We start from the raw sequence: 20,542 nt of genomic DNA, 5'->3' as shown, positions 1-20,542 counted from the left end.
TGGTCGTGCTTACAACTTCATCGGCTGGACGTAGCCCGTCATTTCCAGGTAGGCGCGGCCCACCGGCTGGCCGTCGCGCTCCACCGTCACGGCGCCTTCCCAGTACACGGCCCCCGTCGAGCGGCGCGAATCGAGTTCCTGGTCCGGCTGCAGCGGCTTGATGTGCCAGCGCGTCGCGCCCGTGCGGATATCGGTGGCGACCGGGTATTCGGCCTGCGTGCGGGGCGAGCGCCACAGCTGCGTGGGCGTGAAGTCGACGTCGCCGGGCGCGAACTGCGTCGTCTTGCCGGACGCATCGCGCCACGTCGAGTGCGCCCATAGTTTAGCACCTGTCTTGCTGCGGATCTGGAAGGCCATCAGCGCGCCGCCGTCATCGAGGTTGGCGCCTATCCAGTTCCAGCCGCTGGCATCCGCGTCGAGCACCTGGCTCGACCACTCGTGATCGAGCCAGGTGGCGCCCGTCACGGCTTCCGGCTTGCCGCCCGCGCGCGCGATCGTGCCCGTCGTGCGCAGCTGCGGCTCGCTATAGTAGTAACTCGATTGCGCGGGCAGCGCGCCCTTGCGCGAGTAGCCGTTCTCGCCCTGCAGCAGCACGGGCTGGGTGGGAGCGAGGGTCAGCTGCAAGTTGAAGTCGCGTGCGGCCAGGCTGACCCGATAGCTGCCGTCTTTTTGCCGCTGCATGCGCCAGTCGTCGAGCTTCACGTCCGTGTCGCCCACCTTGGCGTAGGCCAGGCCGAAGCCTTCGCGCGCGCTTTTCTCGTCGTGCAGCAGCTTGCCCACCTTCGGGTCGGACAGGGCAGCGTGGCCGATGATCAGCTGCTTGGGCGCAAACGCGCTGGGGTTATCCGCATCGGTGGCCGTCGCGCTGCGAAAGAAGGTCACCTGGTAGCCCAGTTGTTCGCCGCCGGCGGTTTTTACCCAGCCCGTGGCGTACCACCATTCCGTTTTATACGCGGGATGGGCGCCGAAGTCCTGCGGCATGCGCAGGGTCTGGCCGGCTGGCAGCGGCGTGACGGGGGCGAAGGCGGGCGGCGCGGCCAGGCCAGGCAAGGCCAGCGCAAGCAACAAGATGGCGATATGGCGCATTACCAGTCCTCCCTGACGGCGCGGATGGGGCCAGCGGACAGGGCCTGGCGGCCCGCGATCAGCGCCGTGGCGGCGGCTGCCGTCAGCAGGGCGGCGGCCACGGTGCTGATCAGCGGCCAAGGCAGGTGCAGCTGCATGGTCCAGTGGAATGATTGCGGATTGACGATGAAGACGAGCACAAAGCTGATCAACAGGCCCAGGACAAAACCGGTGGCGATGCCCAGCGCCGTCAGCGCGCCCCCTTCGAGCGCCAGGATGGATAAAATCTGCCCGCGCGTCACGCCCACGTGGCGCAGCATGCCGAATTCGCGTGCGCGCGCCAGGGTCTGCGCGGAGAACGTGGCGGCCACGCCGAACAGGCCGATGACGATGGCGATGGCTTCCAGCAGATAGGTGACGGCGAAGCTGCGGTCGAATATTTGCAGGCTCAGGGCGCGGATGGCCGACGGGTTCGACACTTCCAGGCTGGCGCCAAACGGCAGGGCTTTCAGGCGCTGCTGCAGCTCGTCGCCCGTGGCGTCCTTGGCCAGCCACAGGGCCGCGTCGCTCACGTCCATGTCGCCCGTCAGCGCGCGGTAGTCGTCGAGCGGCATCTGGATGGCGCCGGACGAACGCGCGTAGTCGCGCCAGATGCCGGCAACATAGAACTGGTGCAAGCCGCCAGCCAGCGGCAGGTCGATGCGCTGGCCAGGCTTGACGTTGTACAGGTCGGCCGCCGCTTCGGACAGCCACACGGGCCGGCTGCCAGTTGGCACGGGCAGGGTGTCGCCCACCAGCACCATGCTCTTGCCCGGGTCCTGCAAATTGACGGGGCGCGCCAGCAAGGCCACGTTGGGGCGGTCGGGCGCCAGAGACAGCGAACGCACGCGCTGGAAATCCACCCTGGCCACGCCGGGCAGGGCGGTGATGCTCGCCTGCTCGCGCGGGTTCAAGCCTGCCGTGCCGCCGCTGGCGGCCGTGCGCGCATACAGGTCGGCCGGCAGGATCTGCAGCAGCCAGTCGTCGACGGAGACGCGGAAACTCGACACCATGATGGCCATCGCCACCATCAGGCTGAAACTTGACAGTACGCCGCCGAGCGCGATGCCGGCCTGGCCCGAGGCGTTCGCCAGGCGGGCCAGGGTCAGGCTGCGCACGGGTGCGTGCAAGCTCGTTTCCGTGCGTAGCCAGGCACGCTGCAGCAAGCGGAAGACGACGGACGCCAACTGCGGCATCAGGGCGATGGCGCCGATCAGCAGCAGGGCGATGGACAGATAGCCGAACAGGGGCAGCTCGAACACGGGCGGCAGGAAAGTCAAGGCGCCGGCCAGCAGCAGGCACGCCAGCGCGGGCCAAGTCTTGGCCAGGCGCGTCGTCACGACTTCCTCGCTGCCCGATTTCAGGGCGATGGCGGGCGCGGCGCGGGCCGCTTCCAGCGCGGGCGCCGCGCAGCCCAGCAGGGCGACGCCGAGGCCCAGCGCGAAATACACGAAGGCGGCGACGGGCGTGAATTGCACTTGCGGCTGCACGCCCGCGAAATAGCCGGCGCCCAGGTCGCCGCCGAAAAAGCGCAGGGCCACGGCCGCCATGGCGTAGCCGCCCGCGATGCCCAGCGCGGCGCCAACGATGCCGAGGCTGGCGCCCTCCAGCAGTATCTGGCGCAGCAACTGGCCCCGTTCCATGCCCAGCACGCGCAGCAGCGCGAACTGGCCGCGGCGGCGGATGACGGACAGGGCCTGCGTGGAAAAGACCAAAAAGGCGCCCGTAAACAGGGCGACGAGGGCCAGCACCGTCAGGTTGACGCGGTAGGCGCGGCTCAGGTTATTGTTGCGGCTATTCTGGTTTTCGTCGTTGGGCTGGCCTACCTGGAAACGCCCCGGGTATTGTGCTTCCAGCGCGCGCTTCAAGTCGGTCTGGAAGGCGTCGCGGTTGACGCCCTGGCGCAGTTTCAAGTCGATGCGCGACAGCTTGCCCAGTTTGTTGAAGCGCCATTGCGCCGCGCCGATATCCATCACGGCGATGCGCTGGCCGGCGCGCGCGCGCTGCAGCGAACCGGCCACGCGCAGGGATACCGTGCCGGTGCCCGATTGCAGCGCGACCTGGCCGCCCTCGGCCACGGCCAGCCAGCGCAGGGCGGCCGGCGATAAAAAGAGGGCGTCGTCGGCCAGGGTGTCGAAAGGCTGGCCGTCGGCGGGGGAGCCGATCAGGTCGGGCGAAATGAAGCCGGCGCGGAAGACGTCGAGCGCCAGGATGTGCAGCGGGCCGCCATCCTTTTTGCCGGCCACGCCCGCTTGCAGTTCCAGCACGGGCGAGGCCACGGCCACGCCGTCGCGCTGCGCCAGCCATGGATAGATGGCTTCGTCAAACAGCGCTTCGCGCCCGGCCACCTGCACGTCGGCCTGGCCGGACAGGCTTTTGACGGCCGTGGAAAATTCATTGAAGGCGGCCGCGTTGATCAAATGGATGGCAAAGCCCAGCGACACGCCGATGGCGATGGCGAGGATGGCGACGAAGGCGCGCACGGGGTGAAAGCGCCATTCGCCCAGCAGCAGCCAGCGCGACAGCAGGCGCGTACCCGCCGGATTTGCCGCCGGCGCACTCAATTGCCGCATTCGACGGCCAGGCGTTCGCCGGCACGCCGTGCTTTCAGTTGCGCCGCATTGCGGTTCCTGTCGCCCGCGCCGATGGCGTCCTGCGCCGCCCATTTCTGGTCGAGGCGCAGCTGGGCGCAATGCTTGTCATGCAGTTCCTTCTGTTTGACGGCCCGCTCGCGCGCCTGGTCAGCCAGATTTTCCTGCTTCTTGCGCGCCGCTTCCAGCTGGCTGGCCACCCGCTCCTGGCGCGTGGCTGCGCCCTTGTCGACGGCAAGCGGTGGCGAAGGCACTTCCAGTATCTGTAGCTGGCCGCCCGTGCAGGGCGTGGCGCTGTAGCTGGTCTGGCCATCCTGCACGCATTTGTAGACGTCCTGCGCACTGGCGGAACCGGCCAGCAAGGCCATGAGCAGGAGGGACGAGGGCTTCACAATATCTTCCCCGGATTCATGATGTTCTGCGGATCCAGCGCCTGCTTCACGGCGCGCATCAGCTGCAGTTCCAGCGGCGACTTGTAGCGTGCCAGGTCGTTCTTCTTCAGCGCGCCGATGCCGTGTTCGGCCGATATCGAGCCGCCGAAGCCGTGGACCTGGTCGTGCACGATGCGGTTGATCGCATCCTGGTTGGCGAGGAAGTCGCGGTCCGTCATGCCGCCCGGGGGCGCCACGTTGTAGTGCAGGTTGCCGTCGCCCAGGTGGCCGAAGCACACGAGCTGGCAGCCGGGGAAGGCCGTTGCCAGGGCCGCGTCCGTGACGGCGATGAAATCGGCGATGCGGGAAATGGGCAGCGAGATATCGTGCTTGATGTTCTTGCCCGCCTGCGCCTGCGCCAGGGGGATGTGTTCGCGCAGCTGCCATAATCCCTCGGACTGCGCCACGGAACTGGCGACGACGGCGTCCTCGATCAATTCGTCTTCCAGGGCCGCGCCTATGCTCGCTTCCAGCAATTCGACGGCGTGCGCCTCGGACTGGCTGCTCGATAATTCCAGCAGCACGTACTGTCCATGCGCATCGGCGAAAGGCCGCGGCAGTTGCGGGAACTGCTCCGCCACCAGCTGCAGACAGTATTGCGACATCAGTTCAAAACCCGTCAGGCTGGCGCCGCAATGGTCCTGCATCAGGCTTAATAAACGCAGGGCATGGGCGGGCGAGGGCATGGCGGCCAGCGCCGTGATGCACGCTTTCGGCTGCGGATGCAACTTCATGACGGCGCCCGTGATCACGCCCAGGGTGCCCTCGGCGCCGATGTACAGGTCGCGCAAATCGTAGCCCGTATTGTCCTTGCGCAGGCCGCGCAAACCGCTCCAGATTTCGCCCTGCGGCGTGACCACTTCCAGGCCCAGGCACAGCTCGCGCGTATTCCCGTAGCGCAGGACGGCCGTGCCACCCGCGTTCGTCGCCAGATTCCCGCCGATGGTGCAACTGCCTTCGGCCGCCAGCGACAGGGGGAACAGGCAACCGGCGGCGCTGGCCGCTTCCTGGATGGTTTGCAGGATGCAGCCCGCATCGACCGTGATGGTGCGGTTGACGGGATCGAGCGCGCGTATGCCGTTCAGGCGCGCCAGCGACAGCACGACGGCCGTGCCGGCCGCGTCGGGGATGCTGCCCAGCACCAGGCCCGTGTTGCCGCCTTGCGGCACGACGGGGACTTGCCATTGCGTGCAGGCGCGCAGCACGCCTGCCACCTGCTCCACCGTGGCGGGGCGCAGTACGGCCAGGGCCTTGCCCGTGAACCGGTCGCGCCAGTCGGTGAGGAAGGGCGCCGTGTCGGCGTCGTTGGTGAGTACGTAGGCTTCGCCCAGCAGGTCGCGGCAGGCGGCGAGGAAATCGGTTCGGTCAGTCACAGGCATGTCGCTCATTTCTTGATGCTCACTTTATTCACTTTTTCCAGCAGCTCTTTGGCCATGCGCTTGGCGGCCTTTTTATACGGGCGCAGATACAGCACGGCGCACACAAAATAGACGCAGACGATGGCCGCCTCGCCCCAGGCCATCAGGGCCGAGGTGGCGTTCCTGTCGCTGTAGCCGCGCACCACGCCTTCCGTGAAGTACAGCAGGATGACCATCGATGACCATTGCAGGGTGTAGACGTCGCGCTTGATGACGCCGTACAGGGGAATGAGCAGGGGCGCAGCCTTCAGGACGACCCAGGAGCCGCCCGGCTGCAGCGGCGCGACAACGGTTTCCCACAGCACGCACCAGACGATCAGGGTGACGAGGCTGGCGATGGCGCCCCAGTGAAAATACTTGTGCAGTGCGCCGTGCATCATGCGCCTGCCAGTTTCGCGGCGTTTTCCGCCAGGCGCCGGCCCAGGGCGATGGCCAGGCGCTTTTCATCGTCGCTGAGCGCCTTGTCGCCGGCTATGCCCGACCAGTGCGTGGCGCCATATGGCGAGCCGCCCGTGGACGTCGTCATCAGTTCGGGATGCGTGTAGGGCAGGCCCATGACCAGCATGCCGTGGTGGAAGAGGGGAATCATCATCGACAGCAGGGTCGATTCCTGGCCGCCGTGCAGGCTGCCCGTGGACGTGAACACGCAGGCGGGTTTGCCGGACAGGCTGCCGGCCAGCCAGTCGCTGGCCGTACCGTCCCAGAAGTACTTCATGGCGGCGGCCATGTTGCCGAAGCGCGTGGGCGAGCCCAGGGCCAGGCCAGCGCATTCCTGCAAGTCGTCCAGTTCCACGTAGGGTGCGCCATCGGGCGGCACTTCGGGCGCCGTCGCTTCGGCCACCGTGGAGACGGCGGGCACGGTGCGCAGGCGGGCATCGCAACCGGGCACGCTTTCCACTCCCTGGGCTATCAGCTCGGCCAACTGGCGCGTGGCGCCATGGCGTGAATAAAACAATACGAGAATAATCAGATTGGTTGGCTTCATCATTGGTATTATAGGGCGCTTTACAGCCTGATACGACTGCTGTCATGGCGCCGTTCTGATTTTGCACATGTTTTCAAAATATATATTCCCCATCTTTCAATACCTGTGGCGCACCCTGCACGTCGGTGCCGACATCGTGCGCGGCCTGACGTGGTCCGAAACGCGCGACCTGCTGCAGTTCGCGCGCCGCCGCGTGCGCGAGGAAAGCCTGCCGCAAGTGGCGGGCAGCCTGACGTTCGCCACCGTGTTCGCGCTGGTGCCGCTGCTGACCCTGGCCCTGGCCATCTTCACCACTTTCCCGCTATTCAATACCTTCCGCCACGCGCTGGAAGATTATTTCGTGCAAAGCGTCATGCCCAAGGGGATCTCGAACACCATCCTCGGTTACCTGACGACGTTCGCGTCGAAGGCCACGCGCCTGTCGGCCATCGGCGCAGGCGCCCTGATCGTCACGTCGGTGGGCATGATGGGCTTGATCGAGCGCGTCTTCAACCGCATCTGGAGAGTGCGCCAGGAGCGCCGCTGGACCAAGCGCCTGCTGGTGTACTGGGCCATCGTCACTCTGGGACCGCTGCTGGTGGGCGTGTCGCTGACGGTGACGTCGCGCCTCTTCATGGCCACCAGCGGCGTCGTGGGCGCCGTGCCTTTCATCGGCGCCGTGTTTTATACCCTGGTGTCGATCGGCCTGACCATGCTGGCGTTTACCTTGCTGTACATCGCCGTGCCGAACCGCGACGTGGACTGGCGCGACGCGGCCTGGGGCGGCTTGCTGGCGGCATTGGCGTTCGAGGTGGCCAAGCGGGGCTTCGGTGAATTCATCCAGGAATTTCCCACGTATTCGCGCATCTACGGCGCGCTGGCCGCCTTGCCGCTGTTCCTTGTGTGGATATACCTGAGCTGGATGATCACCCTGGTGGGCGCCTTGCTGGTGGCCGCCTTGCCCGTCGTGAAATATGAACGCTGGTGGTACGAAGCGGCGCCGGGCAGCGAATTCGTCGACGCCGTCGCCATCCTGAAAGTGCTGCACCAGGCTTGCCACTGCGCCGATTCCGCCTTGGTCGGCGCGGCCGAGATCCGCCGCAGCACGCGCCTGGGTTTCGAGGAGATGGAAACCCTGCTCGACAAGATGGTGCAGCAGGGCTGGGTGGGAAGAGTGAACGTGGACGGCGCCGTGCGGGTGCAGTGGGGCAAGCGCGTGGCCGACAGTTCCGACCACTGGGTCTTGCTGGGCAACGTCAACCGCATCAGCCTGGCCGACGTCTACCGCCTGTTCGTTTTCGGCGGCATGCGCGTGAACTCCGGCTATCCGGCCGGTTCCACGAATGAACGCGACATCAAGGCGGCCGAAGAAGCGGCCGCGCTGGCGGCGCAGGTGGAAAACGCCGTGGAGCAGGGACTGGGCTTGAGCCTGGCGCAGCATTTTGGGGTAGTGCGCTGCGCGTGACGGGCTCCGGCAGCGCGCTCCTTGCCGGCCTATGCCCCGCACGATAGGGCGAGCATGTCATAAACTGGTCACCGAAGGCCGGTAAGCTTTCCTCTTCATTCATCTTGTTGAGGAAGCAAATATGCATTGTCATTTGAGCGGTTTGAATGTGTGCCGCGGCTTGGCCATCGTGGTGGTCAGCGGCGTGCTGGCTGCCTGCGGCGGCAGTTCCTCTGCCGCTCCTGAGGCTGCGCCCAAGGACGGGGAAGGCTTGCCGCACCAGCTTGCCGGCTGGGCAGCGTTGCCTGACACGGCGCGCTGGCCAGGGCCGGTTACGGGACAGTTCACAGCCGCAGTGCTGGGTGTCACCCCGCCGTTTGCCAGTGGCGTGCCGATTCCCGGCTTTTCCGCGCTGCTCAGGAATGACGACGGCAGCTGGACTGCCATGGCCGACAATGGCTATGGCGCCAAGGGCAATTCGGCCGATTTCGTGCTCGGCCTGTATAACGCCAGCATCAACTTCCGTACGGCCGCTGACGCCAGCAAGACGCCTGGCAGCATCAAGCTCAACAGCTTCCTGGCCTTCAACGACGCCAAGGGTTTCTTAAACGATGGCAAGGGCGTTGACCTGAAAATCACGGCCGATTACGTCAACTACCCCAGCAACACCACCGGAGGACTGGTCTTTGCCGACAGCGGTATCGCCGTGGATGCGCGCATTCGCGCTGGCCGCTTGCTGACCGGTTTTGATTTCGACATCGAGTCGCTCGCGCGCGCTGCCGACGGTACTTACTTCGTGGGCGAGGAATTCGGCCCCTATATCCTGCACTTCGACAAAAACGGCACGCTGATGGGCGATCCGGTTCCCCATCCTTTCCTGCGCAGCCCGGCCAATCCGGAAGTGCTGGGCAAGGGCGCCAGCATCACCTTGTCAGGCAGCCGCGGCTTCGAAAGCCTGGCCTACAACGCCGACCGCAGCCTGCTCTACGCGGTGCCGGAAGCGGCGCCAAGCGACCCGTCGCTGCGGCCCGTCGCAGCCGATGAGCGCTACCTGAACATTTTTGAGTTCGACCCCGCTGCCATGCGCTACACGGGCAAGAACCTCGTGTACCGCAAGGATGGCGCGGTCAAGGACAATGGCGTCGTGATCGGCGACATGACCAATGTCGGCGGCAGCAAGTTCGTGCTGATCGAACGCGATGGATTCTGGGGCGCCAAGGCCGTGATCAAGCGCCTGTACCTGGTGGACCTGAAAGAAAAAGACGCTGACGGTGCGCTCAAGAAAACGTTGTTGGTGGACTTGCTGAACATCTCCGACCCCAACGGCATAGGCGGGCAGGCGAGCAATATGCCCGTGGGTAAATTCAGCATGCCTTTCGACTCGGTGGAGAGCGTTGAAGTACTCGATGCCCAGACGCTTGTCGTGGCAATCGACACGAACTACCCGGGTGAAGACGGGCGCAAGCCGGGCAAGCCGGACGACACCGAAGTCATTACCCTGCGTTTTGACAAGGCGATGTTTGATCGTTCCGCCAAATAAAGACGACGTGCCGGCAATCCGCTCATAGCAGCACCGGCCGCAAGGCCGCCTGCAGCGCCACTACCTTGAACGCTTCCGCATCCTGCACCCGCACCACGCCCAGATAATACGTATCCTCGCCGTCCTGCAGGTTCACCAGGCGCAGCTGATGCGGCGCCAGGTGGGCGGCGATGGCGGCCAGGCCCTCGGCCATGGCGTCGCCGTCTTGCTGGTCCGCCCAGCGGAAGTCTTGCAGCGCGGGCAGGTCGATGTGCTGAGCTATGCGCGGCACTTCATCGACGGCCTTCCAGTCCAGGGTGGTGCCGTGGCCCAGCACATCGGCGGCCGTGGACCACAGCAGGAAAAAGCACGCCGCTTCAGGCGTGTCGCCTTCGTATTCCTCTTCCGGATCGTCCTCCGCCAGTGCTTCCAGGGTGATGTCCACGCAGCGCGCGGCCAGGTCCGCATCGCTCAGCACGAGCAGGGCGGCCATGCTGCGCAATTGCCCGCGGTCGGCCTTGGCCAGGATTTGCGCGGGCGTGAAGCTGCGGCGTTTGGCGGGCTTTTTCTTGCCCAGTCCCATGGCCTCGCTCAGTTGCGCCGTGATGGCCGCCTTGAAGTTGTCCACGGTGTCGAACTGCTCGAGCAGCTGGCCCGTGAAATCCATGCTCCAGGCCATGCCATCCTTGACGACATATAAAAAGTCGCTTTGCACGGTCACGCCGCGCAGATGGTGGGCCGGTGGATACTGCGGCGTGAACGCCTGTTTTCCGTCGAGGGTCAGCATGCAGGCGAGGCCTTGCGCATCGATGGCGAAGATCAGGTTCTTGCGCAATTTAGGTGGCGACGAGGTCGTGGCGCAATCGATGGCTTCGTACTGGCAAGGCGCCAGCAGCTCGCCCTGGTTATCGATCAGGCCAAACAGGAAGCGCCCCGCGATGCGCAGGCTGACGATGGCGATCTTTTTCCTGGTGCCGAAATCGTGCACGGAGTTGTAGACGAGCGGCACCACGACCTTGCCCGTCTTGTCGACCACGCCGTGCACATTGCGCTTGTCGTCATCGTCAATCTGGGCCGTCTGGCGCTCGATGTCGATCAAGCCATCTTCGCGTTCGCACATATTGTCCACCCTGTCGATGAGCAGCGCGCCATCGGGCAGGCGCAGCAGGCGGCTGGCGCCGTCCGGATCGATTCTCTGCAGCAGGTGGGGGCTGATCACGTACAGGGCGCCGGGGGCGGGCGGCAGCACCACCGTGCCATTCAAGTCCATGACGCCGTGCGCATCGGGCGCGTCCGCCGTGGCAAAGGTGATCCAGCCATCGTCCGCATAATAGACGCCCAGGTCCACATAGCGTTGCGACAGCGGCACGATCCAGCGGCCATACGGCGTGACGAGGCCAGTGACGTCCGGTTCGCCGGCGGCGCTCACTTCATAGCACAGCGCGTCCTCCTCCCAGCCGACCACTTCCAGGCCTTGCAGGAACGGCAGTTCGTCCGCGCCCAGTTCCTCGACATCGGCCAGCTGCGCGTCGGCCGTGGCCGACCAGTAGCCGGTGGCAGGCGACGCGGCGCCGATGGCCAGCAACGGCGCCAGCGCATCCCGCTCGTCGCGCAGCAGGGCAGAGTGCAAGGCTTGCGCCTCGGCGCGCAGGGCGTCGAGCCCTGCCACGTATGCCGGCGTGCCGATATCGTGGGGGATCAGCTGCACGCCATCGAGGATCAGCCACGGCTGGCCGCCGGCCAGCAGGGCGCTGATGGCGCCGCGCGCGACGATGGCGGCCGCGTCGCGCGGCTTGTCCATCAGCGATGACAGCGCTTGCCAGCTGGCCTGCGCCTGCGCCATCGGCGCGGCCAGCACGCAGGGGCAGTCCTCGCCATCGCCGTAGATGGGCCAGGCGACGGCTTGTGTGCCGGCGCCGACGAGCAGCTTGAACAGCATGGGGACGTCCAGCCGCCATTCGGCCAGGCCCGTGATCGTATCGGTGTCGAAGCCGGCCTGGCCGGGTAAAAAGGTGGTGCTGAACAGGGCTGCGGTATTGATCATGTCTCTTCGTTAAAAATGTTGGCTAGGTCAGGGCGACGGCGGCATGAGCCAGTGCGCCAGCGCGCCGCGCTCGAGACCCAGCTGCTTGGCCGCTGCGGCCGCTTCGAAGGCCCACAGACCGTAGTAGCCGCCCAGGCCCTGCGCGCGCAAATGGCCGTTGAACCAGTCTTCGTGGACAAGGGCGCCGTGCCAGCTGGCCAGGTAGTGGCGCAAGTGCTCGAGCTGCCGGGCGGGATCGTCCGCATCCAGGCACTCGAACAGGGCCGAGTAGGGTTCTGCGAAATACCATTCATCGACGGCTGGACGCTGCGGATCGACGGCGGACAGCAGCGCTTCGTACACGCCGTCTTCGCCATCGAAGGCCGTCTGCAGGGCGGCCAGGCGCATGGCCAGGTCGCGGCGGCCGAACAGCAGGGCCGCGCCCAGCAACTGCAGGGTGCGCGCGTAATCCGTCAATTGTTCGAAATCAAAGGCGGGCAAGGCCTCGTCGTCGTAGGCCGCGGCCAGGGCCGCGCGCGCCGTTTCGCAGGCGGCGACGGCCGCTTCCAGCGCCGTTTCCACGTCAGGCAAGGGCAAGCCCGCCGTGTAGCGCAGCGAGAAGACCTGGTAAGCCGTGCTGGCGGCCGCGCATGCCCAGTAGGCGCAATCGCCGCCGTCGATTTCCGCCTGCGCCTGCGCGCGCCGGTAGGCGGCCAGCAGGGCGTCGAGGTAAGCGAGGTTGCGGCCAAAGTCGAACGGGCCGGGCGGCGTCTGGCGCGGCGCATGTGGCCACGGTTCCTGCGCTGGCAGGCAGGCGTCGGCGCATTCGCGCTGGATGGCCCAGTCGGCGAAGACCTGCTGCAGATACTGCGCCGTCTCGTCGTCGTGCGCGATGGCGCCGGCGCCCACCAGGGTCGTGCCCAGCAAGGTGTAGCCGGGAAAGCGGCTGCTTTCGTAGGCGATGGTCGTCACGCTCTGGATGGCCTTGCCGTCGCTGAGGTCGCGCACGCGGAAGTACACGTCGTCCCAGCCGGCCAGCGGTGGCGCTGGCGGTTCATTCGACACGGTGGTCCAGCTGCCGTCGGCCTGTTCTTCATAGGCGTCGAGCAGTTCATCGATGCCACCGGGGCGGTCGATGCGGTTGTTGGCGTCGTATTGCAGTCCCAGTTCGGCCGCGAATGCCGCCGCGTGGCGGCCCGCGAAGACCAGGTATTGCGCGTTCAGGGTACCGACCAGCAGGTCCGTGTGCTGGCCCGCCACGACCAGCGCCTGCGGCAGCCGGTACCAGTGGTGGCCGGGGATGCCGGCCATTGGGCCGTTTTCGTCCGCCTGCGGGTTGGCGCAGCGCAGCTGTTCCAGCCAGTTGTAGCGCTCGTGCCGCGCCGCTTCCGTGCCGCTGCCGCGGCCAGTCAATTCATCGAACAGGGTATTCAACAACATGTGCATCTATCCTAAAAAAAGCGTTCATGCCGCTGCCGTTTGCGCAAACGCAAACAGTGCGTCGAGCACGGCGTCCGGCTGCTCGGCCATCAATTCGTGTCCGCTGTCGACCTGCACCACCGTGCCATGCGCGATGGACGCGGTCAGCAAGCGGGTCGACTTGGGTGGCGTCATCATGTCGCGCGCGCCGAAAATGAATAAAGTGGGGCAGTGTACCGAAGCGGCGGCGATTTCGCCGTTCGCGTAGGCATTGCAGGCAAAAAAATCCGTATGAAACACGTGATCGGGGTTGAGGGCGGCGATGCGCTGTTTCAGGCGCCGCGCGCCGCCCATGGCATAAAAGCCGGGGCCGGGGAACGACGGCTTTTGCGCGATTGACGAGTGCGACCAGATATTGACCATGTCGATGGCCGCCTGTTCATCGTTCAGCGACGTTTCCAGCAGGGCCGGCGAGACCTTCATCGGGTAGGTGGAGCCCAGCATGGCCAGGTGGCTGACCCGTTCCGGCGCCAGGAATGCCGCTTCCAGCGCGATCAGTGAGCCCATGCTGTGGCCGACCAGCATGGCCTTGGTCGCGCCGGCAGCGTCGAGCATGGCCAGTACCCAGCGCGCCAGTTCCTCGACCCTGGTCTTCGCGATACCGAGGCTGCGCCCGTGGCCCGGCAAGTCGACGGCCAGCACGTTCCAGCCGTGGTGGGCGAAATAGCGCGTTTGCAGGGCCCACACGGAATGGTCGTTTTGCGCGCCGTGGATGAAGACGGCCGTGGGCTGACCCGGGTTGAACGGTTTGCCGCCCGTGTAGCAGTAGGCCGTGGTGTTCTCGATATTGAATAACATTTCAGGCGCCTTTCTGCGACAGTTTCAGGCCACGGGCCAGGTCTTCGATCAAATCGTCCGCATCCTCCAGGCCCACCGATAAACGCATGGTGCCTTGCGTGATGCCCGCCTGCGCCAACTGGTCGTCGGGCACGCGGAAATGCGTGGTGGAAGCGGGGTGGATGACGAGCGATTTGGCGTCGCCCACGTTGGCCAGGTGCGAGAAGATCTTGAGGCTGTCGGCAAAGCGCTGGCCCGCCGCGCGGTCGCCGCGCAGGCGGAAGGTGAACACGCCGCCCGCGCCTTTCGGCAGCAGGGTTTTCGCCAGTTCGTAATCGGGGTGCGACGGCAGTTCGGGATAAGAGACGGATTCCACGGCCGGATTGGTCAGCAGGAAGTCGATGATTTTGCGCGTGTTGGCCACGTGGCGGTCCATGCGCAAGCCCAGGGTTTCGATGCCTTGCAGGATGGCGAAGGCATTGTGCGGACTCATGACGGCGCCGAAATCGCGCAAGCCTTCGCGCCGCGTGCGCAGGGCGAATGGCGCCACCGTCGATTCCTCGGCGAAGACCATGCCGTGGAAGCCGTCGTACGGCTCGCACAGTTCGGCAAAGCGGCCCGTCTTGTCGTACGCCGCTTGCCAATCAAAAGTGCCGCCATCGACGAGCAGGCCGCCGATGGCCGTGCCGTGCCCGCACAGGAACTTGGTGGCCGAGTGGAAGACCAGGTCGGCGCCATGCTCGAAGGGGCGCAGCAGATACGGCGTGGTGAACGTCGAATCGAGCATCAGCGGCAGCTGGTGTTCGTGCGCCAGCGTGGCAATGGTCGGGATGTCCAGCACGTCGAGGCCGGGATTGCCCAGGGTTTCCGCGAACAGCACTTTTGTATTTGGCCGGATGGCGGCGCGCCAGGCGTCCGGGTCGCGCGGGTCGACAAAGGTCGTCTCGATGCCGAAGCGTTTTAATGTATATGCCAGCAGGTTGTGCGAGCCGCCGTACAGGGCGCGCGAAGCCACGATGTGCGAACCGGCGCCGGCGATGGTGGACAAGCCCAGGTGCATTGCGGCCTGGCCGCTGGCCGTGGCGATGCCGGCCACGCCCCCTTCGAGGGCGGCGATGCGCTCTTCCAGCACGGCGTTGGTGGGATTCGAGATGCGCGAATACACGTGGCCGGCCCGCTCCATGTTGAACAGCGACGCCGCATGTTCCGAACTCTTGAAGGCAAACGAGGACGTGAAATGGATGGGCGTGGCGCGCGCGCCCGTGGCCGGGTCGGGCGCGGCGCCCGCATGCAGGGATAAAGTATCGAAACCGGGGTATTTCGGGCCGCTCATGGTGTCTCCGCCAAGTTTTATAGTGGCAAGATCGTAACCTGATTTACCGCTGAGCAAAAGGGCTACTGTGCAGGGCGCATGGCGCCGTGGCCTCAAGCAGCGCGTGTAAGCTGCAGTGTAAAAAAAGTGACCGGCAAGGCACGGCGGTGGTAGGATAACGGATCAGCGATATTCGGGCTGTCTGACCTGTGCGCGTGCGCCGCGCCGCAGGGAAGGCCGCTACATGCCGGCGAATTCCTGGGCTTCAGGCGAACTCTCATCGCAAGTCCACCAGGAAAGATTTTATGCCCGCAATATCGTTCGACGGCTCCCTTGCCGTTCCCGGACTCTCTATCGTCGACGGCCTCTGCCAGGCAGGCTGGCTCATGCAAGAGCATTTCATCTCCCCTGAACTGAGCCGCCAGCTGGCCGCCGAATGCGTGCAATCCATGCTCAGCGGCAAGATGAAGGGCGCCGGCGTGGGCAGCGGCCATGCGCCGCTGCTGCAGCCGGACATCCGCGGCGACCATATCGAATGGCTGGAAACGGGCCGCTCCGAGGCCTGCGACCGCTACCTGGAGCATATGGAAGCGTTGCGCCGCCTGCTGAACCGCGAACTGTTCCTGGGGCTGGAAGAGTACGAAAGCCATTTCGCGCTGTACGCGCCGGGCGCCTTTTACCGGGCCCATCTGGACCGCTTCCGCGACGACGACAAGCGCACCGTGTCCGTCGTGCTGTACCTGAACGACGACTGGCTGCCCGAGCACGGCGGCGCGCTGCGTCTGCACCCTCACGGTGCGCCCGTGGTGGACGTCCTGCCGCAGGCGGGCCGCATGGCCATGTTCATGTCGGGCGAGATGCTGCACGAAGTGCTGCCGACGGCGCGCGAACGCTTGTCCATCGCCGGTTGGTTCCGTCGCCGCGCGTGACGGAAGCGGTGCGCAATCTCCCCGATTTGATTGCGCGCAAGGCTGGATTTTTCCGCAGGCATAGGCTACAGTCGCAGTAAGGGCTAGAATAACTAAAATACCAATCACGCGGACAGGACGGCCAATATGAAAGTATCTGAAATTCTCCAAGTCAAGGGCAATATCCTCTACACGGTCACGCCTGACCAGCCCCTGCTTGACGCGGCCAATACCATGGCTGAAAAAGACATCGGTTCGCTGGTGGTCATGGAATTTGGCGACCTGGTCGGCATGCTGACTTTCCGCGAAGTGTTGAACGCGCTGCATGAAAACGCGGGCCAGATCGGCGGCGGCACCGTGCGCAAGCACATGGATGACCACCCGATCACCGTCACTCCCGATACGGAAGTGAACGAAGTGCGCCGCATCATGCTGGAAAAACACGCGCGCTACCTGCCCGTCATGAACGCCAAGACCTTATTGGGCGTCATTTCCTTCTACGACGTGGCGCGCGCCGTGCTCGAGGCGCAAAGCTTCGAGAACCAGATGCTCAAGGCGTACATCCGCGACTGGCCGGCCGAAACGGCCGACTAAGTGGTCGCCATGCAGTAACAACAACGCCGGCATTGCCGGCGTTTTGCATGGTCAAGCCAAGATGACGGCTATGCCGCTCCCTGCAGCGCCTCGTTGTTCAGCCAGCTGCCCAGCGCGCTGGCCGTCATGGGGCGGGCGAACAGAAAGCCTTGCGCCATCGGGCAGCCCAGCGCCTGCAGGATTTGCGCTTGCCGCTCGTCTTCCACGCCTTCCGCGATCACGGCCAGGCCCAGGTTGCGGCCCAGCTGGATGACCATTTCGGCGATGCTGCTGCCGCGCGCCGAGCCCGTGATCTCGGTGACGAAGGCGCGGTCGATCTTCAGGCGGTCGACCTGCAGGCGCTGCAGATAGGACAGCGAGGAAAAGCCCGTGCCAAAGTCGTCGATGGCGATGCTCACGCCCGTTTGCTTGATCTGCCACAGCATCTTGATCAGCAGGTCCGGCTCTTCCATGGCCATCGATTCCGTGATTTCCAGTTCGATGAATTCGGGCGGCGCCTGCGTCTCTTCCAGTGCCGCGCGCAGCATGTCCAAAAACAGCGGGTGGCGGAACTGCACTTGCGACACGTTGACGGACATGACGAAGTTGCGGTGGCCCTGTTCGCGCAGCAGCACCAGTTCGCGGCACGCCGTGCGCAGCACCCATTCGCCCAGGTCGATGATGATGCCCGAGTACTCGGCAATCGGGATGAAGCGGTCGGGCGAGATGAACTTGCCGTCGGGCGTCTGCCAGCGCAGCAGCGCTTCGGCGCCCACGGGGCGGCGCGTGGTCAGGTCGATCTGCGGCTGGTAGACGACAAACAGCTGGTCCTGGCTGAAGGCCGTGCGCAGCGCGTGCATCATGCGCACCCGTTCGCGGATTTCGATGCCCATGCTGCGCGAAAAATAGAAGTGGCCGGCGCGCTGCTGGCTTTTCGCCCGCTTCAGGGCGATGTCGGCGTCCTTCAGCGCATCGGCGCCCGTGCCCGCATGCTCGCCCAGGCGCACGAGGCCCAGGGTGGCCGACAGCTGCACGTCCTGGCCATCGATGCTGAACGGCGCCTGGAACAGGGCCAGTATCTTGGCCGGGTTGACTTGCGACGAGTCGCCCAGCACGCAAAAGATGTCGCCGCCCAGGCGCGCCACCGTCAGCTGGGAGCCCAGCTGCGTTTGCAGGCGGCCCGCCACGGCGATCAGCAGGGTGTCGCCGAACTGGTGGCCCAGCGCGTCGTTGGTCTCGGCAAAGTGGTCGAGGTCGACCAGCGACAAGGTGGCGTCGTCGCGCGCGGGGCCGGACAAGGTGGCGTCGAGGATTTCCACCAGGCGCGTGCGGTTGGGCAGCTTCGACAACTGGTCGTAGAAGGCGGCATTGTGCAGGTGCGACACCAGCTCGACGTTGTCCAGGCCCACGGCGACGTTGCTGCAGAAGACTTCCAGCAGGCTTTCGTCGATGGCGGAAAGGGGGCGCGGCAGCACCAGGTAGGCGGCCGCGTCGCGGCTGGCCTTGCCCGCGAAGTACAGGGTGGCATAGTCGTGCGCGTACACGTTGCGCCGCTGTGCCAGGGTGTGCTCGATGGCGGCCATGACGCGGGGGTTTTGCAGGCCGCACAGGGCGCTGTGCGGCAAGCTCGAAAAGCTGCCCGTGCAGGCCGAGACGAGCAGCTCCTTGCTGCCATTGTCCTGCAAGTCCTGCACGCACAGCACGCCGTCGGCGCGGATGCCCAGCAGGTCGGCGATCTGCGCCAGCACGCCGGCCGAGAAATTCTGCACGCCGTGCAGCGCCATCAGCTGCGTGCTGGCGTGGACGATCTGGTCCAGGCCGCGCCGGCTGCTGCTGATCGAGCGTATCTGTTCGTACGAGCGGATGGCCGCCGTGACCGTCGTAAACAGCTTGATGCGCGTCAGTTCGGACTTGGTTTTATAGTCGTTGATGTCGTAGTCGCGGATGGCGTCGATTTCCGGCGCATAGCCGGGCTGGCCCGTGCGCAGGATGATGCGCACGTCCGTCATCTTGAGGGTTTCGCGGATGTAGCGCACCAGGTGCAGGCCCGCGTCATCCTGTTCCATTACCACGTCGAGCAGGATGACGGCGATGTCGTCTTCGTGCTTGAGCAGTTCTCGCGCCTGGCCGGCCGAATACGCATGCACGAATTCCAGCGGGCGGTGCTGCATTTCCAGGTTGCCCAGGGCGAAAGTGGTGGTGGAGTGGACGTCTTCATCGTCGTCGATGATCATCACCCGCCAGACGCTGCGCGGTGCGGCCGTCAGCGGCGCAGCCGGTTGCTCATCGAGGAATACCAGGTCGTCGTGATCGTCCTTGTTGGCGTCAAGGGGGATGATCGGTGCGGGCATGTATAGCTTCTCCAGGATGACTCGATATTTTTTACGAGCGCGTCGCAAAAGCCCATGGCGTTGTTGCGTTGCCTCGCCGTACTTGCGTACTGTCTTCGGCAACGACGCCTAGCCCTGGGCATTTGTGACGTGCTCTCGGCGCAGCCCTCAACCAGTATTTTGTGGCGCGCTTTGATCCAAGTATATAGCTATTTAATAAGCAAAATGTTTTTTTAAATCTATTCTGTGGAGCAATATTTCTTGTTTTGCATTATTGCAACTCATATTTGGTGTTTTTGTGTGAAAAAATACACGGGATTTAAAAATGGCGATTTGGGTGGGGCAATATCGGGCCTGGGCGCGGCATTAGCGGCATGGCATGCCCCGCAGGCTGGTAGAATTGAGTTTTCCAGTCCTCACACTTCCTACTTATGTCCGGCAATTCTTTTGGCAAGCTGTTTACTGTTACCACTTTCGGCGAATCGCATGGTCCGGCCATCGGCTGCGTGATCGATGGCTGTCCGCCTGGGTTGATCCTGTCGGAAGCCGATATCCAGCCCGAACTGGACCGCCGCAAGCCGGGCACGTCGCGCCACGTGACGCAGCGCCAGGAATCCGATACGGTGGAAATCCTCTCCGGCGTGTACCAGGGCGTGACGACGGGTACGCCCATCGCGCTGCTGATCCGCAATGAAGACCAGCGCAGCAAGGATTACGGCAATATCGCGGAAAGCTTCCGTCCCGGCCACGCCGACTACACCTACTGGCACAAATACGGCGTGCGCGACCCGCGCGGCGGCGGGCGCTCGTCGGCGCGCCTGACGGCGCCCGTCGTGGGCGCGGCGGCGATCGCCAAGAAATGGCTGCTGCAGCAGTACGGCACCACGTTCAAGGGCTGCATGAGCCAGCTGGGCGACATTCCCGTGCCGTTCCAGTCCTGGGAACACGTGCATGCGAACCCGTTCTTTGCGGCCAGCGATGACGCGGACCTGATCGCGCGCATGGAAGATGCCATGGACCAGTTGCGCCGCGACGGCGATTCCATCGGCGCGCGCATCGACGTGATCGCGCAAAACGTGCCCGTCGGCCTGGGCCAGCCCATCTACGACAAGCTTGACGCCGACATCGCCTATGCGATGATGGGCATCAATGCGGTGAAAGGCGTGGAAATCGGCGCCGGTTTCGATTCGGTGGCGCAAAAAGGCTCCGAGCACGGCGACGAACTGACGCCGGAAGGCTTTATCGGCAATAACGCCGGCGGCGTACTGGGCGGCATTTCGACGGGGCAGGATATCAGCGTGTCGATCGCCATCAAGCCGACCTCGTCGATCCGCACGCCGCGCCGCTCGATCGATAAAGAAGGCAATCCCGTGATGGTGGAAACGTTCGGCCGCCACGACCCCTGCGTGGGCATCCGCGCGACGCCGATCGCCGAAGCCATGCTGGCGCTGGTGCTGATCGACCACGCCCTGATGCACCGCGCGCAATGCGGCGATGTGTCGGTGAGTACGCCGAAGTTGAAGTAAATTGAAATGTTGTCGGATGACGGGCCTGCGGCCCTGATCCGACCCACGGCCCATGTCATGCGTTGCGGTGATGTCGGGTTACGCCATTCTGGCTAACCCGACCTACGCGTCTGATCAAGGCTCATGTCATGCGTTGCGTGTAG

Annotated in this window: 16 protein-coding genes; 5 read left to right on the top strand and 11 right to left on the bottom strand. The window is 64.9% G+C overall.

The features are described 5' to 3' along the window. Nucleotides 1-9: 9 nt before the first annotated feature. From CLU90_RS06690 to wrbA, 6 genes are read right to left on the bottom strand one after another with little or no spacing between them, the layout of a single operon-like run. Nucleotides 10-1,086 carry a lipocalin-like domain-containing protein gene (locus CLU90_RS06690; protein ID WP_100427473.1) on the bottom strand — a complete coding sequence of 359 codons (1,077 nt, stop codon included), beginning with the start codon at nt 1,084-1,086 and terminating at the stop codon, nt 10-12. After that, a complete protein-coding gene (locus CLU90_RS06685; protein WP_100427472.1) occupies nt 1,086-3,677 on the bottom strand; it encodes an FtsX-like permease family protein in 2,592 nt (863 codons plus the stop codon). Before CLU90_RS06685 ends, CLU90_RS06690 begins: the two co-directional genes overlap by 1 nt. Beyond that, nucleotides 3,665-4,087: a DUF4124 domain-containing protein gene (locus tag CLU90_RS06680; protein WP_100427471.1), complete on the bottom strand. Its 423-nt coding sequence runs from the start codon at nt 4,085-4,087 to the stop codon at nt 3,665-3,667. Before CLU90_RS06680 ends, CLU90_RS06685 begins: the two co-directional genes overlap by 13 nt. Beyond that, the gene (locus CLU90_RS06675; protein WP_442906671.1) at nt 4,084-5,505 is read right to left on the bottom strand and encodes an FAD-binding oxidoreductase; all 1,422 of its coding nucleotides are present in this window, start codon (nt 5,503-5,505) and stop codon (nt 4,084-4,086) included. Before CLU90_RS06675 ends, CLU90_RS06680 begins: the two co-directional genes overlap by 4 nt. A 5-nt stretch (nt 5,506-5,510) precedes the next feature. Next, the gene (locus CLU90_RS06670; RefSeq protein WP_442906734.1) at nt 5,511-5,921 is read right to left on the bottom strand and encodes a DUF2069 domain-containing protein; all 411 of its coding nucleotides are present in this window, start codon (nt 5,919-5,921) and stop codon (nt 5,511-5,513) included. Continuing rightward, nucleotides 5,921-6,529 carry an NAD(P)H:quinone oxidoreductase gene (gene wrbA, locus CLU90_RS06665; protein ID WP_092709890.1) on the bottom strand — a complete coding sequence of 203 codons (609 nt, stop codon included), beginning with the start codon at nt 6,527-6,529 and terminating at the stop codon, nt 5,921-5,923. The genes CLU90_RS06670 and wrbA overlap by 1 nt, the downstream gene beginning before the upstream one ends. A 67-nt stretch (nt 6,530-6,596) precedes the next feature. On the opposite strand from wrbA, the gene CLU90_RS06660 reads away from it, so the two are divergent. Together CLU90_RS06660 and CLU90_RS06655 are read left to right on the top strand one after the other, a co-directional pair. Further along, on the top strand, nt 6,597-7,973 hold the full coding sequence (locus tag CLU90_RS06660) for a YihY family inner membrane protein (RefSeq protein WP_092709227.1): 1,377 nt from the start codon (nt 6,597-6,599) through the stop codon (nt 7,971-7,973). Between the two features lie 121 nt (nt 7,974-8,094). Next, nucleotides 8,095-9,492, top strand: coding sequence for an esterase-like activity of phytase family protein (locus tag CLU90_RS06655; RefSeq protein WP_092709224.1), 1,398 nt, complete (start codon nt 8,095-8,097; stop codon nt 9,490-9,492). Between the two features lie 22 nt (nt 9,493-9,514). Here the strand turns inward: CLU90_RS06655 and CLU90_RS06650 are convergent, their stop codons facing one another. The 4 genes from CLU90_RS06650 to CLU90_RS06635 are packed head-to-tail and all read right to left on the bottom strand — an operon-like array spanning nt 9,515 to nt 15,083. Then, nucleotides 9,515-11,515: a WG repeat-containing protein gene (locus CLU90_RS06650; RefSeq protein WP_092709221.1), complete on the bottom strand. Its 2,001-nt coding sequence runs from the start codon at nt 11,513-11,515 to the stop codon at nt 9,515-9,517. Nucleotides 11,516-11,542: 27 nt separating this feature from the next. Then, the gene (locus CLU90_RS06645) at nt 11,543-12,934 is read right to left on the bottom strand and encodes a PoNe immunity protein domain-containing protein (RefSeq protein WP_100427469.1); all 1,392 of its coding nucleotides are present in this window, start codon (nt 12,932-12,934) and stop codon (nt 11,543-11,545) included. Between the two features lie 24 nt (nt 12,935-12,958). Then, nucleotides 12,959-13,771: an alpha/beta fold hydrolase gene (locus tag CLU90_RS06640; protein ID WP_092709215.1), complete on the bottom strand. Its 813-nt coding sequence runs from the start codon at nt 13,769-13,771 to the stop codon at nt 12,959-12,961. Between the two features lies 1 nt (nt 13,772). Next, nucleotides 13,773-15,083 carry an O-acetylhomoserine aminocarboxypropyltransferase gene (locus tag CLU90_RS06635; protein ID WP_092709212.1) on the bottom strand — a complete coding sequence of 437 codons (1,311 nt, stop codon included), beginning with the start codon at nt 15,081-15,083 and terminating at the stop codon, nt 13,773-13,775. A gap of 284 nt (nt 15,084-15,367) precedes the next feature. Between CLU90_RS06635 and CLU90_RS06630 the strand changes: the two genes are divergently transcribed. Beyond that, the gene (locus CLU90_RS06630) at nt 15,368-15,991 is read left to right on the top strand and encodes a 2OG-Fe(II) oxygenase (protein WP_092709208.1); all 624 of its coding nucleotides are present in this window, start codon (nt 15,368-15,370) and stop codon (nt 15,989-15,991) included. Between the two features lie 126 nt (nt 15,992-16,117). Then, on the top strand, nt 16,118-16,564 hold the full coding sequence (locus CLU90_RS06625; RefSeq protein WP_092709205.1) for a CBS domain-containing protein: 447 nt from the start codon (nt 16,118-16,120) through the stop codon (nt 16,562-16,564). 68 nt (nt 16,565-16,632) lie between these two features. Here the strand turns inward: CLU90_RS06625 and CLU90_RS06620 are convergent, their stop codons facing one another. Next, nucleotides 16,633-18,894: a putative bifunctional diguanylate cyclase/phosphodiesterase gene (locus tag CLU90_RS06620; RefSeq protein ID WP_092709202.1), complete on the bottom strand. Its 2,262-nt coding sequence runs from the start codon at nt 18,892-18,894 to the stop codon at nt 16,633-16,635. Between the two features lie 410 nt (nt 18,895-19,304). Between CLU90_RS06620 and aroC the strand changes: the two genes are divergently transcribed. Continuing rightward, nucleotides 19,305-20,399 (top strand): chorismate synthase, encoded by a 1,095-nt coding sequence (gene aroC / locus CLU90_RS06615; RefSeq protein WP_100427468.1) that lies wholly within the window; start codon nt 19,305-19,307, stop codon nt 20,397-20,399. Nucleotides 20,400-20,542: the final 143 nt, after the last annotated feature.

The organism is Janthinobacterium sp. 67 (assembly GCF_002797895.1).
GTDB lineage: Bacteria > Pseudomonadota > Gammaproteobacteria > Burkholderiales > Burkholderiaceae_D > Janthinobacterium.
The sequence above is the reverse complement of the archived record's forward strand: the minus strand, read 5'-3'. Positions and strand labels throughout refer to the sequence as shown.